The sequence below is a fragment of the Pseudomonas sp. W2I6 genome (assembly GCF_030815935.1).
Taxonomy (GTDB): domain Bacteria; phylum Pseudomonadota; class Gammaproteobacteria; order Pseudomonadales; family Pseudomonadaceae; genus Aquipseudomonas.
Window position 1 is genome coordinate 6,730,323 of sequence record NZ_JAUSXJ010000001.1, and the last position, 15,059, is coordinate 6,745,381.

At 59.4% G+C, this 15,059-nt stretch carries 12 protein-coding genes and 1 pseudogene; 7 read left to right on the forward strand and 6 right to left on the reverse strand.

The genetic code is table 11. The features are described 5' to 3' along the window. The first annotated feature begins 70 nt into the window (after positions 1–70). The 3 genes from QF039_RS31120 to secB are packed head-to-tail and all read left to right on the forward strand — an operon-like array spanning position 71 to position 1,268. Positions 71–484, forward strand: a complete 414-nt coding sequence (locus tag QF039_RS31120; protein WP_003218014.1) for a rhodanese-like domain-containing protein — start codon at positions 71–73, stop codon at positions 482–484. A gap of 1 nt (position 485) precedes the next feature. Further along, positions 486–740 carry a glutaredoxin 3 gene (gene grxC, locus QF039_RS31125; protein WP_003218011.1) on the forward strand — a complete coding sequence of 85 codons (255 nt, stop codon included), beginning with the start codon at positions 486–488 and terminating at the stop codon, positions 738–740. 42 nt (positions 741–782) lie between these two features. Next, complete coding sequence (gene secB, locus QF039_RS31130; protein ID WP_003218009.1) at positions 783–1,268, forward strand: protein-export chaperone SecB; 486 nt, start codon at positions 783–785, stop codon at positions 1,266–1,268. A gap of 132 nt (positions 1,269–1,400) precedes the next feature. Here the strand turns inward: secB and QF039_RS31135 are convergent, their stop codons facing one another. Beyond that, positions 1,401–1,856: a tRNA (cytidine(34)-2'-O)-methyltransferase gene (locus QF039_RS31135; RefSeq protein ID WP_003218007.1), complete on the reverse strand. Its 456-nt coding sequence runs from the start codon at positions 1,854–1,856 to the stop codon at positions 1,401–1,403. On the opposite strand from QF039_RS31135, the gene QF039_RS31140 reads away from it, so the two are divergent. Then, entirely contained in the window at positions 1,855–2,295 is a 441-nt protein-coding gene (locus QF039_RS31140) for a hypothetical protein (protein WP_003218005.1), read from the forward strand. The genes QF039_RS31135 and QF039_RS31140 overlap by 2 nt on opposite strands. Before the next feature lie 624 nt (positions 2,296–2,919). On the opposite strand, the gene ntrC is transcribed toward QF039_RS31140, so the two are convergent. The 4 genes from ntrC to glnA all read right to left on the reverse strand — a co-directional run bounded on the left by ntrC (position 2,920) and on the right by glnA (position 7,963). Continuing rightward, a complete protein-coding gene (ntrC, locus tag QF039_RS31145) occupies positions 2,920–4,356 on the reverse strand; it encodes a nitrogen regulation protein NR(I) (RefSeq protein ID WP_003218003.1) in 1,437 nt (478 codons plus the stop codon). Then, the gene (gene glnL, locus QF039_RS31150) at positions 4,353–5,438 is read right to left on the reverse strand and encodes a nitrogen regulation protein NR(II) (RefSeq protein WP_003218001.1); all 1,086 of its coding nucleotides are present in this window, start codon (positions 5,436–5,438) and stop codon (positions 4,353–4,355) included. Before glnL ends, ntrC begins: the two co-directional genes overlap by 4 nt. 392 nt (positions 5,439–5,830) lie before the next feature. After that, entirely contained in the window at positions 5,831–6,367 is a 537-nt protein-coding gene (locus QF039_RS31155; protein ID WP_178912157.1) for a chorismate mutase, read from the reverse strand. A 189-nt stretch (positions 6,368–6,556) separates the two neighbouring features. Then, complete coding sequence (gene glnA / locus QF039_RS31160) at positions 6,557–7,963, reverse strand: glutamate--ammonia ligase (protein ID WP_307522365.1); 1,407 nt, start codon at positions 7,961–7,963, stop codon at positions 6,557–6,559. 333 nt (positions 7,964–8,296) lie between these two features. On the opposite strand from glnA, the gene thiI reads away from it, so the two are divergent. After that, on the forward strand, positions 8,297–9,751 hold the full coding sequence (gene thiI, locus QF039_RS31165) for a tRNA uracil 4-sulfurtransferase ThiI (protein WP_023659343.1): 1,455 nt from the start codon (positions 8,297–8,299) through the stop codon (positions 9,749–9,751). Positions 9,752–9,890: 139 nt separating this feature from the next. Then, positions 9,891–11,711, forward strand: coding sequence for a translational GTPase TypA (gene typA / locus QF039_RS31170; protein WP_003217997.1), 1,821 nt, complete (start codon positions 9,891–9,893; stop codon positions 11,709–11,711). A gap of 203 nt (positions 11,712–11,914) precedes the next feature. Here the strand turns inward: typA and QF039_RS31175 are convergent, their stop codons facing one another. Continuing rightward, complete coding sequence (locus QF039_RS31175; protein WP_003217996.1) at positions 11,915–12,349, reverse strand: YkgJ family cysteine cluster protein; 435 nt, start codon at positions 12,347–12,349, stop codon at positions 11,915–11,917. Positions 12,350–12,584: 235 nt separating this feature from the next. Here QF039_RS31175 and QF039_RS31180 point away from each other — a divergent pair. Continuing rightward, positions 12,585–15,037, forward strand: a pseudogene (locus tag QF039_RS31180) (glycogen/starch/alpha-glucan phosphorylase). Positions 15,038–15,059: the final 22 nt, after the last annotated feature.

Here is a 15,059-nt window from a genome sequence, read left to right on the forward strand (position 1 = left end):
TTTACGGGGGTTGGCCGACCATGACGGCTGTGTATACTTACCGCCATTTTAACGCCCTGGAACCTCCTTGATGGTTGATCACCTGATTGCATTTGCCACTACCCACTATTTGCTCGCTGGTGCGTTCGTCGTACTGCTGGCGCTGCTGATCGCTCACGAATTGAGCCGCGGTGGCCGCAGCCTCAGCACGTCCGAGCTGACCGCCCTGGTCAACAAGGATGAGGCCGTAGTGGTGGACATTCGTCCCGCCAAGGATTTCGCCGCCGGTCACATTGTCGGCGCGCTGAACATTCCCCAGGACAAACTGATTTCGCGCCTGGCCGAGCTGGAAAAGCACAAGGCCAAGACCATTATCCTGGTCGACGCCCAGGGCCAGCACTCCGGCACCCACGCCCGCGAGATGCTGAAAACCGGCTTCAACGCCGCCAAACTGTCGGGTGGTATTTCCAGCTGGCGTGGCGATAACCTGCCGCTGGTGAAGTGATATGAGCCAGGTTGTCGTTTATTCCAGCGATTATTGCCCTTATTGCATGCGGGCCAAGGCCCTGCTTGTGAAAAAGGGCGTTGTCTTCGAAGAGATCAAGGTTGATGGCAAGCCCCAGGTGCGCGCCGAGATGACCAAGAAAGCGGGACGCACGTCCGTGCCGCAGATCTGGATCGGTGACAAGCATGTCGGTGGTTGCGATGACCTGTTCGCACTCGAGCGCGCCGGTAAACTGGATGCGCTGCTTCACGTCTGACTCCTAACCCCTAAAAGACCCCAAGATCACGAAGGATCTGCGATGACTGACCAACAGAACACCGAAGCGGCAGCAGAAGAAGCTCAAGGCCCACAATTTTCCCTGCAGCGTATTTACGTACGTGACTTGTCGTTCGAAGCGCCGAAAAGCCCGGCCATCTTCCGTCAGGAATGGACCCCGAGCGTTGCGCTGGACCTGAACACCCGTCAGAAGGCCCTGGAAGGTGACTTCCACGAGGTCGTGCTGACCCTGTCGGTCACCGTCAAGAACGGCGAAGAAGTGGCCTTCATTGCTGAAGTGCAACAGGCCGGTATCTTCCTGATCCAGGGCCTGGACGAAGCGTCCATGAGCCACACCCTGGGCGCGTTCTGCCCGAACATCCTGTTCCCGTATGCCCGTGAGACCCTGGACAGCCTGGTCACCCGTGGCTCGTTCCCGGCGCTGATGCTGGCTCCAGTGAACTTCGATGCCCTGTATGCGCAAGAGCTGCAGCGCATGCAACAGGAAGGCTCGCCAACGGTTCAGTAAGCTGTTCTGAGCAACGACGCCGATCCAATGTGGGAGCGGGCTTGCTCGCGAATGCGGTACTTCAGTCGATATCTTCGTTGACTGGCACTCCGCTTTCGCGAGCAAGCCCGCTCCCACATTCGTTATGCAGTGTTACTTGAACCCCAGTTGCCGCCAACCTTCGTAAACCGCGACGGCCACGGTGTTGGACAGGTTCAGGCTGCGGCAGCCTTCGCGCATCGGCAGGCGCAGGCGGTGGCCGTCTGGCAGGGCGTCCAGCACGTCTGCCGGCAGGCCGCGGCTTTCCGGGCCGAACAGGAAGGCGTCGCCTTCGGCAAAGCTGGCATCATGAAACGGCCGCGAACCCTTGGTGGTAAACGCGAACAACCGTGGGTGGTTCAGGCTTTCCAGGCAGCTGGCAAGGTCGGCGTGGCGTTGCAGGGTGGCGTACTCGTGGTAGTCCAGCCCGGCGCGGCGCAGGCGCTTGTCGTCCATGTCGAAACCCAAGGGCTCGATCAAATGCAGGTGGCAGCCACTGTTGGCGCACAGCCTGATAACGTTGCCGGTATTCGGCGGAATTTCTGGTTGAAAAAGGATGACGTGAAACATGCACGGCTCCGAAGGCAAAGATGCGCTGCATTCTACCCCTGAAGAAGACCCCAGGCCGAAGCTATTGCCACGGGTTTTAGGCTCGTTGGCGATTGTCGGCTTGATGGTAGGCCTGATGATCGGCCGGCTGACCACGCCAGACCCGGTTGAGCTGCAGCAGGTAGAGCCCGCCGCCGATGGCCTGGTGGTGTGGTTCAACAGCGAACCCAAGCTGCACGGCGAGCATATCGACGGCACCGTGGCGCTGCTGTTCGATGCGCTTGGCAAGGCCCAGGGCGGCCAATTGAAGGTCAATGACAAGGATGTGAACTGGCGCGTACGCAAGACCGATGGCGGCTTGCTGCTGAACCTGGTGGCGGCTCGGCCGTTGCGCGGGGAGTGGTCGGGAGAGAAGGCCGATGGACGCTGGCGGGTGGAGATCCATCTCCAGGAGCAATAAAAGAGGGAATCCCCGGCCTGCCTGTACCAAGGTTCCCAAAACGGGCTGGGGCTATGGGCGCGTTGCCTCATAAGCCCCGGGTGTAAAGAAGGGAGTTCCCGGCCTGCCTGTACCAGGGCTCCCAAAACGGGGTGAAGCCAAAGGCTTCGGTGTTAAAGAGGGAATCCCCGGCCTGCCTGTACCGAGGTTCCCGAAACGGGTGTGGGGCGCGACGCGATCCGCATCAAGCACCCCGGGTGTTAAAGAGGGGATTCTCGGCCTGCCTGTACCAAGGTCCCCGAAACTGGGTAGTGACAGGGTTATTGCAGGGCGCGTGCCAGAATTGCGAAGTGGCGCCAAAAAATTTCTTCAGAAAGCGCAAAGCCCCGGAATACGGGGCTTTGGCTTTTTTGGGTTTTAATATTTTCTTAACAAGGCATGTGTTTCAGGCGTTGGATAAGTGCGCGATGCCGGTTCGTGGTGCATTGAAGCGGTGCACAGTGCTGAAACCTTGTGGAGATCCAAATGTGGGAGCGGGCTTGCTCGCGAAGGCGGCGCGTCAGTCGATACGTATGTTGACTGAACCATCGCCTTCGCGAGCGAGCCCGCTCCCACACTGGATCTTCGGTGTACTTGAGGGATCAATCAGCCTTCATCGCCCTCATCATCATCCCCACCGTCAACCTTCATCCCCAGCTCCTTGATCTTGCGTGTCAGCGTATTGCGGCCCCAGCCCAGCAGCACGGCGGCGTCGCGACGACGTCCAGCGGTATGCTTGAGGGCGGTTTCGATCATGATCCGCTCGAAAGCCGGCACAGCGCTGTCCAGCAGGTTCGACTGGCCACGTGCCAGGGCCTGGTCGGCCCATTGGCGCAGTGCCTGCTCCCAGTTGGTCACCGGTGCCGAATCCTGCGGCAGGCTCAGCAGCTCAGGCGGCAGGTCGCTGATGTGCACTTCGCGCCCCGAAGCCATCACCGTGATCCAGCGGCAGGTGTTCTCCAACTGACGCACGTTGCCCGGCCATGGCAGGTTCTTCAGGTATTCCTCGGTCTCGCTTTTCAGCAGCTTCGGCTCGACGGCCAGCTCCTGGGCGGCGCGGCTGAGGAAGTGACGGGCCAGGGTCGGGATGTCCTCGCGACGGTCCGACATCCGTGGGATGTGGATGCGGATCACGTTCAGGCGGTGGAACAAGTCTTCACGGAATTTCCCGGCGTGCACCAGGGTTTCCAGGTTCTGGTGCGTCGCCGCGATGATACGTACGTCGACCTTGACCGGCGTGTGCCCGCCTACCCGATAAAACTCGCCGTCGGCCAGGACCCGCAGCAAGCGCGTCTGGGTGTCGGCCGGCATGTCGCCGATTTCATCGAGGAACAGCGTGCCGCCGTCGGCCTGTTCAAAACGGCCACGGCGCAGGTTGGCCGCACCGGTGAACGCGCCTTTTTCATGGCCGAACAGTTCTGACTCCATCAAGTCTTTCGGGATCGCCGCCATGTTCAGCGCAATGAACGGCGACGCCGCCCGTGGGCTGTGACGGTGCAGGGCGTGGGCCACCAGCTCTTTACCGGTACCCGACTCGCCGTTGATCAGCACGGTGATGTTGGAGTGGCTCAAACGCCCGATGGCGCGAAACACTTCCTGCATCGCTGGCGCTTCGCCGATGATTTCCGGGGTACGGGTCAGGGCCGGCGGGGCTTCCTGGTTCTGCTGTTCCTGGGCGTGCTGGTTGGCGCGTTTTACCAGCGCCACCGCTTCGTCCACGTCGAACGGTTTTGGCAGGTATTCAAAGGCGCCGCCCTGATAGGACGCGACAGCGCTGTCCAGGTCCGAGTGCGCGGTCATGATGATCACCGGCAGGCGCGGGTGCTGCTCGCGAATCCGCGCCAGCAAGTCCAGGCCGCTGGCGCCGGGCATGCGGATGTCGGAGATGATCACATCGGGCTGCTGGCGAGCCAGGCGGCTCATCACCCCGTCGGCGCTGTCGAAGCTCTGGGTGGTCATGCCTTCCTGTTGCAAGGCTTTCTCCAGGACCCAGCGGATAGAACGGTCGTCATCGACGATCCAGACAGTTTCACTACGGCTCATGTCGATGGGGCTCCTTGTTCCAGTGGCAGAAAGATCGAGAAGGTGGTGTGACCGGGATGGCTCTCACATTCGATCAAACCCTGGTGCTGGCTGATGATGTTCTGGGTAATGGCCAAGCCGAGCCCGGTACCGTCCGGGCGGCCGCTGACCATTGGGAAAAAGATGGTTTCCTGCAGTTCTGCAGGGATGCCGGGGCCGTTGTCGATGATCTCGACTTTGGTTACCAGGCGATGGCGCACGTGGCCAATGGTGAACTGGCGCAGGGCACGGGTGCGCAGGCTGATGCGGCCCAGGCGCAGTTCGTTCTGGCTGCTGATGGCCTGCATGGCGTTACGCACGATATTGAGCACCGCCTGGATCATCTGCTCGCGGTCGATCAATACATCGGGAATGCTTGGGTCGTAGTCGCGCACCAAGGTGATGCAGCCCTGGCTTTCGGCCTCCACCAACTGGCAAACCCGCTCCAGCACTTCGTGCACGTTGGTCATTGCCAGCGACGGCAGCTTGTTGGAGCCGAGCATGCGGTCTACCAGGTTACGCAGGCGGTCGGCTTCCTCGATGATGACGTTGGTGTAATCCTTGAGGTTCTCGTCCGGCAGCTCGCGGGCCAGCAGCTGTGCGGCACCGCGAATCCCGCCCAGAGGGTTCTTGATCTCATGGGCCAGGCCGCGCACCAGCATCTTGCTGGTTTCCTGCTTGGACAGCTGCGCCTCTTCCTTGGTGATGCGCAGCAGGCGATCGCGGGGATGCACCTCCAGCAGCAGCAAGGTGGCGCCGTGGCTGAGGATCGGTGTAACCGCGTAGTCGACGGTGAGGGTCTGGCCGGTGAGGGCGGTGAGCATCGCTTCGCGCTTGGTGAACGGGTGCGCCTGCTCCACGGCCTGGCGCAACGAGCTCAAGGCCTCGGCCGACTCAGTGAACAGCTCACTGATGAATTGCCCATGGCTGCGCTGCCCGCTGATGGCCAGCAGCATCTCCGCCGCCGGGTTCATGTACTCAAGGCGCAGTTCGTCATTGAGCAGAATGGTCGCGGTGGTCAGGTTGTCGAGTAACAGGCGGTGCAGTGCGTCGCTGATGGTCATTAGGACCTCTTTTGGAGCAAGGCGCGGGCTTGAGGCACACGCTGATACAAGGAAAATGCAAAAACCAAACCAAAGCTCCGAAAAGAAGCGTTAAAGCCCTGAAATGGGGGCTTAAGGCGCGAAACTGTGGCGTTCTGCCAGCTTGGACGGGAAGTTTCGAACCAAAATGGGTTGCGTAAGTGGGAAGGGTGCAGCGTATCGCACCAATATAGTGCGGTTTTGAAAAGTCTGTTCAGGAAGCTGGTGGCAGCGACTGATTGGCTGAATGGGTCGGATCTAAATTGTGGGAGCGGGCTTGCTCGCGAAGGCGGCGTGTCAGTCATGCATATATCAACTGACACACCGCCTTCGCGAGCAAGCCCGCTCCCACATTTTTGATGGCGTTCGCAATTTTAGATTTTATAGAGGCACAGCTCGGCAGTGGCGCGGATCATTGCCAGCTGGTGCAGCGAGTCTTTGGCCGGTGCGTGATTGGCCTGGGCCAGCCATTGCGGGCATTGCGGGTTGGTGCGCTCCGGGGTGAAGTCCGCCAGCTGTTGCAGCAGGCGTTTTTGCAGCAGGTCCAGTTTAGGGCGGATCTGGCCGACCAGATCCGGGCGTGGGTCATTCGGCGCCTTGCCTTGCAGCTGCCAGTCGGAAAGGTGGGCGTACTGCACCAGTTTGTTCGCCTCGATCTGGGCCGAGAAAAACTGCTCGGCCTGTGCCGGTGCCAGTTTGTAGCTCGGCGCCTGGGCGACGACGCTGGCGATCACGTCCTGCTCCCGTGGGCGGTCCTCGACGGGCTTGTGGCTGTCCCATTTGCTCAGGGCCACCTGGTCGGCAATCGCCAGGCGTTCGGCAATGCTGTCGAGCAGCGGGGCGAGGGTGGGTGGTGCTGCGAATACATTGGCGCTGATGGCCAGCAAGATGAACCCAATTTTGAGTTTCAAGGCAGATCCCTCTTCTGTAGGGGCGAGCTTGCTCGCGAAGGTCGTTAACGATAACGCGTAAATATTGAAGAAATGCGGAGCCTTTGAATTTTTCGCGGGCAAGCCCGCTCCCACAGGGTTTTGCGGGCAAAAAAAAGACCTCCCGAAGGAGGCCTTTTTCATCACGCCACGTTACGCAGCGCTACCGGATCAGCAGCTGTAGTACAGCTCGTATTCCAGTGGGTGTACGAAGGTGCGGACCTTGATTTCTTCTTCGCTTTTCAGGGCGATGTAGGCATCGATAAAGTCGTCGCTGAACACGCCGCCTTTGGTCAGGAACGCACGGCCCTTGTCCAGCTCTTCCAGGGCTTCTTTCAGGCTGCCGCATACTTGTGGGATCTCTTTGGCCTCTTCAGGCGGCAGGTCGTACAAGTTTTTGTCGGCGGCGTCGCCAGGGTGGATCTTGTTCTGGATACCGTCCAGGCCGGCCATTACCAGGGCAGCGAAGGCCAGGTACGGGTTGGCTGCCGGATCCGGGAAACGGGCTTCGATACGGCGAGCGCGAGGGCTGGACACGTAAGGAATACGGATCGAAGCGGAACGGTTGCGAGCCGAGTAGGCGAGCATTACCGGAGCTTCGAAACCTGGGACCAGACGCTTGTAGGAGTTGGTCGATGGGTTGGTGAAGCCGTTCAGGGCCTTACCGTGCTTGATGATACCGCCGATGAAGTACAGGGCAGTGTCGGACAGGCCGGCATAACCTTCGCCAGCGAAGGTGTTCTTGCCTTCTTTGGCGATGGACAGGTGAACGTGCATACCCGAACCGTTATCGCCGTACAGAGGCTTAGGCATGAAGGTAGCGGTACGGCCGTAGGCATCAGCCACGTTGTGTACGCAGTACTTCAGGGTCTGAACTTCGTCAGCCTTGGCAACCAGGGTGTTGAACTTCACGCCGATTTCGTTCTGGCCGGCAGTCGCCACTTCGTGGTGGTGAACTTCGATGACCAGGCCCATCTCTTCCATGGCGTTGCACATGGAGGTACGGATTTCGTGGTCGTGGTCGAACGGAGGAACCGGGAAGTAGCCGCCTTTGATACCTGGACGGTGGCCTTTGTTGCCGCCTTCCACGTCCTGGTCGGACATCCACGAACCTTGTTCGGAGAAGATTTTGAACATGGAACCAGAGATGTCGGAGTTGAACTTGACCGAATCAAAGATGAAGAATTCTGGTTCCGGACCTACGAATACGGTGTCGCCAATACCGGTCGACTTCAGGTATTCCTCGGCACGCTTGGCGATCGCACGTGGGTCACGGTCGTAGCCCTGCATGGTCGAAGGCTCGATCACGTCGCAGACGATGATCAAGGTTGGGTCTTCGGTGAACGGGTCGAGTACGGCAGTGCTGTCGTCCGGCATCAGGATCATGTCGGACGCTTCGATGCCTTTCCAGCCGGCAATGGAGGAGCCGTCGAACATTTTGCCTTCTTCGAAGAAGGCGTCATCCAGCGCGTCGCGAGCCGGCATGGTCACGTGGTGCTGAGTGCCTTTGGTGTCCGTGAAGCGCAGATCAATCCATTTGACGTCATGATCTTTGATGAGTTGAACCGACTTCGACATAGTGTCCTCCGGGTGGCTTCGGGCTGGGGTAGTGGAGTAGCCCTTAGAATGTGGGTGATGCCGGCGCGAATACTCGACCAAGGCAACCTGCCTCACAAGAGAGCAAATTGCATGCCAGTGCCCCGACATGGGTTTTTTGCCACAAAAACGCCCCTATAAAGGTGCAATCCGCTGAAACGGAAGAAATTGCGCACCGCAATGTAGCGCTTATTTTGGTTTATGACCCGTTTTGGTGCGCGAAAGGTCAGTTGCATATTAACTGGTTAAACCTTGAGCGATTTCCGCTATAATCCGCGCCCCCCTTTTTCGGCTGGGCCTGCGCGCGCTGTTTTCATGAAATTAATCGTTAAAGTCTTCCCCGAGATCACCATCAAGAGCCGACCGGTACGGATGCGTTTCATCCGTCAATTGGCCAAGAACATCCGTGCCGTGCTCCGCGATCTGGACCCGGCTGTGGTGGTGAATGGTGTGTGGGACAATCTCGAGCTGGAAACCCGCCTCACAGACCCCAAGGCCCTGAAGGACATGACCGAGCGCCTGAGCTGCGTGCCGGGCATCGCGCATTTCCTTCAGGTCGACGAGTACCCGCTGGGCGACTTCGACGACATCACCGAAAAGTGCAAGCAGCACTACGGCGATGTGCTGGCAGGCAAGGTGTTTTCAGTGCGTTGCAAACGCGCCGGCAAGCACCCGTTCAGCTCCATGGATGTCGAGAAATACGTGGGCAGCAAGCTGCGTCGCGAGTGCGGCGCTGCCGGAATTTCCCTGAAAGAGCCGCAAATTGAAGTGCGGATGGAAATTCGCGACCAACGGTTGTTTGTGATCCACAGCCAGCACGACAGCATCGGCGGCTACCCGCTGGGTGCCCTGGAACAGACCCTGGTATTGATGTCCGGCGGTTTCGATTCCACTGTCGCGGCCTACCAGATCATGCGCCGCGGGCTGATGAGCCACTTCTGCTTCTTCAACCTGGGCGGGCGTGCACACGAATTGGGCGTGATGGAAGTCGCGCATTACATCTGGAAGAAGTACGGCAGCTCGCAACGGGTGCTGTTTGTCAGCGTACCGTTCGAGGAAGTCCTGGGAGAAATTCTCGGGAAAGTCGATAACAGTCATATGGGCGTAGTATTGAAGCGTATGATGTTACGCGCTGCGTCCCGAATCGCGGATCGGCTGGAAATCGATGCACTGGTCACCGGTGAAGCGATTTCCCAGGTGTCCAGCCAGACCCTGCCGAACCTGTCGTTGATCGACTCTGTGACCGAGAAGCTGGTACTGCGCCCGCTGATCGCCAGTCACAAGCAAGACATCATCGACCTGGCGACCCAGATCGGCACGGCGGATTTCGCCAAGCACATGCCGGAATATTGCGGGGTCATCTCGGTGAACCCCAAGACCCACGCCAAGCGCAACCGCGTGGAGTACGAAGAACAACAGTTCGATATGGCGGTGCTCGAGCGTGCGCTTGAGAACGCCAAGCTGGTGCCGATCGATCGGGTTATCGACGAATTGGGCCAGGATTTGCAGATCGAAGAAGTCAGCGAGGCTCTGGCCGGTCAGATCATCATCGACATCCGTCACCCGGATGCCGCTGAAGACGAGCCGCTGGAAATTGCTGGCATCGACGTACAAACGCTGCCGTTCTATGCATTGAATGCGCGTTTCAAGGAACTGGATGACAGCCGTCAGTACCTGTTGTATTGCGACAAAGGCGTGATGAGTCGCCTGCATGCCCACCATTTGCTCAGTGAGGGGCATGCCAATGTGCGCGTTTATCGACCGAGCTAAGAGCCCGGGGCTGTTTGCCTGTGGCCTGCGTCACCGGCCCCCCGACTCTGCCGTCAAGCTGTAACGGCAAGGCCTGACTCTACTGTTAATCGCTGCCACGACCTGTCAGCACACCGAATCCTCTGATCGAGATACACAAGTGATCGAAAATCTACGCAACATCGCCATCATTGCTCACGTTGACCATGGTAAGACCACCCTGGTAGACAAACTCTTGCGTCAATCCGGCACCCTGGAGCGCAACGAGCTCAACGACGAGCGCGTGATGGACTCCAACGACCAGGAGAAAGAGCGCGGTATTACCATTCTGGCGAAAAACACCGCCATCAACTGGAACGGCTACCACATCAACATCGTGGATACCCCGGGCCACGCCGACTTCGGCGGCGAAGTTGAACGCGTAATGTCGATGGTTGACTCCGTTCTGCTGCTGGTTGACGCTCAAGACGGCCCTATGCCGCAAACCCGTTTCGTGACCAAGAAGGCTTTCGAAGCCGGCCTGCGTCCGATCGTGTGCATCAACAAGGTTGACCGTCCAGGCGCGCGTCCGGACTGGGTTCTGGACCAGATCTTCGACCTGTTCGACAACCTGGGTGCCACCGAAGAACAGCTGGACTTCAAAGTCGTCTACGCCTCGGCCCTGAACGGCATTGCCGGTCTGGAACACACCGACATGGCTGAAGACATGACCCCGCTGTACCAGTCGATCGTCGACAACGTACCGGCTCCGAAAGTTGACCGTGAAGGCCCGTTCCAGATGCAAATCTCGGCACTGGACTACAACAGCTTCCTGGGTGTTATCGGTGTTGGCCGTATCGCTCGTGGTAGCGTCAAGCCGAACACTCCGGTGGTCGCCATCGGCGCCGACGGCAAGAAGCGCAACGGTCGTATCCTGAAGCTGATGGGTCACCACGGCCTGCACCGCATCGACGTTGAAGAAGCGTTTGCCGGTGACATCGTGTGTGTGAGCGGTATGGACTCGCTGTTCATCTCCGACACCCTGTGCCAGCCGGACAACGTCGAGGCGATGAAGCCTCTGACCGTTGACGAGCCAACCGTTTCCATGACCTTCCAGGTAAACGACTCGCCTTTCTGCGGTAAAGAAGGCAAGTTCGTGACTTCCCGTAACATCAAGGAACGTCTGGACAAAGAGCTGCTGTACAACGTTGCTCTGCGCGTTGAAGAAGGCGACTCGGCTGACAAGTTCAAGGTTTCCGGCCGTGGTGAGCTGCACCTCTCGGTACTGATCGAAACCATGCGTCGCGAAGGCTTCGAAATGGGCGTTGGTCGTCCTGAAGTGATCATCCGTCAGGTTGACGGCGTGAAGCAGGAACCGTTTGAAAACGTCACCATCGACACCCCTGAAGAATCCCAGGGCAAGGTCATGGAAGAGATGGGCCTGCGTAAGGGCGACCTGACCAACATGGTGCCGGATGGCAAAGGCCGTGTGCGTCTGGAATACAACATCCCTGCTCGTGGTCTGATCGGTTTCCGTAACCAGTTCCTGACCCTGACCAACGGTGCTGGCATCCTGACCTCGATCTTCGATCGCTACGACACCATGAAGTCCGGCGACATGTCCGGTCGTCAGAACGGTGTTCTGGTATCGGTAGAAACCGGCAAGGCGCTGACCTACTCCCTGGAAACCCTCCAGGCGCGTGGCAAGCTGTTCGTTGAACACGGTCAAGAGATCTACAACGGTCAGATCGTTGGCCTGAACAGCCGTGACAACGACATGGGCGTCAACCCAACCAAAGGCAAGAAGCTCGACAACATGCGTGCTTCGGGTAAAGACGAAACCATCGCTCTGGTTCCACCTGTTCGCTTCACCCTGGAACAGGCTCTGGAATTCATCCAGGACGACGAGCTGTGCGAAGTTACGCCTAAGTCGATCCGCCTGCGTAAGAAGATCCTGGACGAAGGCGAGCGTACCCGCGCTGCCAAGAAAGCCAAGAACTGAGTTAACTCAGGCTGAATGAAAAACGCCCCCGGTCGAAAGGCCGGGGGCGTTTTTTTATGCCTGCAATATCTGTAGTGACTGTGCGGGCCCCTTCGCGAGCAAGCCCGCTCCCACATTCGACCGCGTTTTCTCAGGATGAGTAAGGTCAAGTGTGGGAGCGGGCTTGCTCGCGAAAGCGGTAGTTCAGGTAATAAGAATCTGGATCAGAACTTGTCGAGGGTCTTGAACCTGGTCTCGCGCACCACTTCCTTCGGCTTGTACGCGCAATACCCCGGGCGCGGCCCGATTTTCGGGTGATTGCGGCAAGTATCCGGGCGCTTGTCATAAATAGTGCAGAAGCGGCTCTTACGATCCAGGTACAGGCAATCGTTGTTGCTCATGCGCTGCAGGGTGAAGATCTCGGATTTGGCGTTGAAGCGCTCGACGATGCCTTCCTTCTGCAAGCGCTTGGCGATGTTCTTCGGCGGGTCGCCACGCTCGAACTCATCGACGATGCCGATGCGGATCAGGTCCTTGATCTTCACCTCAACCGGCAGGGTGCAGCAGCTCGACACACAGCCGCCACACATATGGCTTGAGTATTTCTGCCAGGTCTCGAGACGGTCGAGTTCCGCGGCGGCGATCAGTTGAGGCTTCATCAGGTTTCCAAGAGGGGTGTTATCCGGCGCGGGATCATACCGGAACTGGTGGTTTTTTGAACAATATCTTCCAGCTTTCAGCTCGAAGGCTGTGCCGGGCCACAAACGGGCACGGCCCCTGCATCAAATTCCCGCAAAGGTGAATGAGTTAAAAAACTGCCGAACCAGAGCGTCTACCGTCTGTCAGACCGTCTAGGCTCTAGCAACTCCTTCTATCTCGCCCGAGGTCGCATCGATGTCTCAGGAACCGCTTGTACGAGAAGCAGAGGTAGCCGCATTTCGCGATGCCGTCTTGACCAAACTTACCTATGCGGTGGGCAAGGACCCCGATCACGCCTTCGACCACGATTGGTTTGAAGCCATCGCACTGGCCGCGCCCGCGACCACATGGTCGACCACTGGATGGACCACACGCGGCACATCTACCGCAAGGGACAGAAGCGGGTCTATTACCTCTCGCTGGAATTCCTGATCGGCCGTCTGCTCTACGACAGCCTGAGCAACCTTGGCTTGCTGGACGTGGCCCGTGAGGCCATGAGCGAGTTGGGTGTGGACATGGAGCGCATTCGCCTGCTGGAGCCCGACGCGGCCCTGGGCAACGGTGGCCTTGGCCGCCTGGCGGCCTGCTTCATGGAAAGCATGTCGACCCTGGGTATTGCCGGCCATGGCTATGGCATTCGGTATGAGCACGGGCTGTTTCGCCAGGCGATTGTCGATGGCTGGCAGCAGGAGCAAACCGAACGCTGGCTGGATTTCGGCAACCCCTGGGAGTTCGAGCGCGCCGAAGTGATCTACCCGATCGGCTTTGGCGGTGGTGTGGAAACCGTGCTGGATGCGTCCGGCAAGTCGATCCAGGTCTGGTCGCCGAATGAAACCGTACGCGCGGTGGCTTATGACACCCCGGTCGTCGGCTGGCGCGGCGCAAGCGTCAACACCTTGCGCCTGTGGCGTGCCCGTGCGGTGGAAGACCTGCACCTGGAACGTTTCAACGCCGGTGACCACTTGGGCGCCGTCGCCGAAGTGGCCCGCGCCGAAAGCATCTCCCGAGTGCTTTACCCGGCCGATAGCACCGAAGCAGGGCAGGAGCTGCGCCTGCGCCAGGAGTACTTCTTCGTCTCCGCCTCGTTGCAGGATCTGCTGCGTCGCCACAAGAACATGCACGGCTCGGTATTGAGCCTGGGCGAGCACGCGGCCATTCAACTCAACGACACTCACCCGTCGATCGCGGTGGCCGAGTTGATGCGTCAGTTGGTGGACCTGCACGACATCCCGTGGGATGCCGCCTGGGACGTCACCGTCGAAACCCTTTCGTACACCAACCACACCTTGCTCCCCGAGGCGTTGGAAACCTGGCCGGTCGGCCTGATGGAGCGCATGCTGCCGCGGCACATGCAGATCATCTACCTGATCAACGCCCAGCATATCGACTCGCTGCGGGCCAAGGGCATCCATGACTTCGACGTGCTGCGTGCCGTCTCGCTGATCGAAGAAGACAACGGTCGCCGCGTACGCATGGGCAACCTGGCGTTCCTCGGCTCCCACAGTGTCAACGGCGTATCCGGCCTGCACACGCAACTGATGCGCAGCACGGTGTTCTCCGAACTGCACAAGCTCTACCCGGACCGCATCAACAACAAAACCAACGGCATTACCTTCCGCCGCTGGCTGTACCAGGCCAACCCCAAGCTCACGGCGATGCTGGTGGAGGCACTGGGCCCGGACGTGCTGGATAACCCCGAACAGCGCCTGGCAGACCTGGAACCGTTTGCCGAGAAGCAAGCCTTTCGCAAGGCCTTCGCCGAACAGCGCCTGCACAGTAAGCGGGCACTGGCCGACATCATTCACGAGCGCCTGGGGATTTCGGTCAACCCGGCGGCGATGTTCGATGTGCAGGTCAAGCGGATCCACGAGTACAAGCGCCAGCTGCTGAACCTGATGCACACCGTCGCGCTGTACCAGGCGATCCGGGCCGAGCCGGGCACCGACTGGGTGCCGCGGGTGAAGATCTTCGCCGGCAAGGCCGCGGCCAGCTATCACCAGGCCAAGCTGATCATCAAGCTGACCAACGACATCGCCCGTACCGTCAACAACGACCCCACCGTGCGCGGGTTGCTCAAGGTGGTATTCCTGCCCAACTACAACGTCAGCCTGGCGGAAAGCATCATTCCGGCGGCCGACTTGTCGGAGCAGATTTCCACCGCCGGCTTTGAAGCCTCGGGCACCAGCAACATGAAATTCGGCCTCAACGGCGCGCTGACCATCGGCACCATGGACGGCGCCAACGTCGAGATGCACGAGCGCGTGGGTGCCGACCACATGTTCATCTTCGGCCTCAGCGCCCAGCAGGTGGAAGCGCGCAAACACGCGGGCGAGTTCAACGCCGGGCCAGAGATCGCCGCGTCCCATCGCTTGAATGATGTGCTGCAAGCGATTCGTGGCGGGGTGTTCTCACCGGATGATCCGGGCCGTTATGCCGGGTTGGTGGATTCGCTGATCGACTACGACCGCTTCCTGGTCTGTGCCGACTTCGATTCCTACTGGGATGCCCAGGCGCGGGTCGAGGCCCATTGGCACGACTCCAAGGAATGGTGGCGTTCGGCGGTGCTCAATACCGCGCGCATGGGCTGGTTCTCGTCGGACCGGACCATCCGCGAATACGCGACGGAAATCTGGAAAGCGTTGGATTAGACACCGCAATACAAAATGTGGG

Excerpts from the sequence above, each read along its gene's own strand:
- glnA (WP_307522365.1), bottom strand. The coding sequence starts at position 7,963 with ATGTCGAAGTCGGTTCAACTCATCAAAGATCATGACGTCAAATGGATT.
- thiI (WP_023659343.1), top strand. The coding sequence starts at position 8,297 with ATGAAATTAATCGTTAAAGTCTTCCCCGAGATCACCATCAAGAGCCGA.
- ntrC (WP_003218003.1), bottom strand. The coding sequence starts at position 4,356 with ATGAGCCGTAGTGAAACTGTCTGGATCGTCGATGACGACCGTTCTATC.
- glnL (WP_003218001.1), bottom strand. The coding sequence starts at position 5,438 with ATGACCATCAGCGACGCACTGCACCGCCTGTTACTCGACAACCTGACC.
- QF039_RS31175 (WP_003217996.1), bottom strand. The coding sequence starts at position 12,349 with ATGAAGCCTCAACTGATCGCCGCCGCGGAACTCGACCGTCTCGAGACC.
- secB (WP_003218009.1), top strand. The coding sequence starts at position 783 with ATGACTGACCAACAGAACACCGAAGCGGCAGCAGAAGAAGCTCAAGGC.
- grxC (WP_003218011.1), top strand. The coding sequence starts at position 486 with ATGAGCCAGGTTGTCGTTTATTCCAGCGATTATTGCCCTTATTGCATG.
- QF039_RS31135 (WP_003218007.1), bottom strand. The coding sequence starts at position 1,856 with ATGTTTCACGTCATCCTTTTTCAACCAGAAATTCCGCCGAATACCGGC.
- QF039_RS31120 (WP_003218014.1), top strand. The coding sequence starts at position 71 with ATGGTTGATCACCTGATTGCATTTGCCACTACCCACTATTTGCTCGCT.
- QF039_RS31140 (WP_003218005.1), top strand. The coding sequence starts at position 1,855 with ATGCACGGCTCCGAAGGCAAAGATGCGCTGCATTCTACCCCTGAAGAA.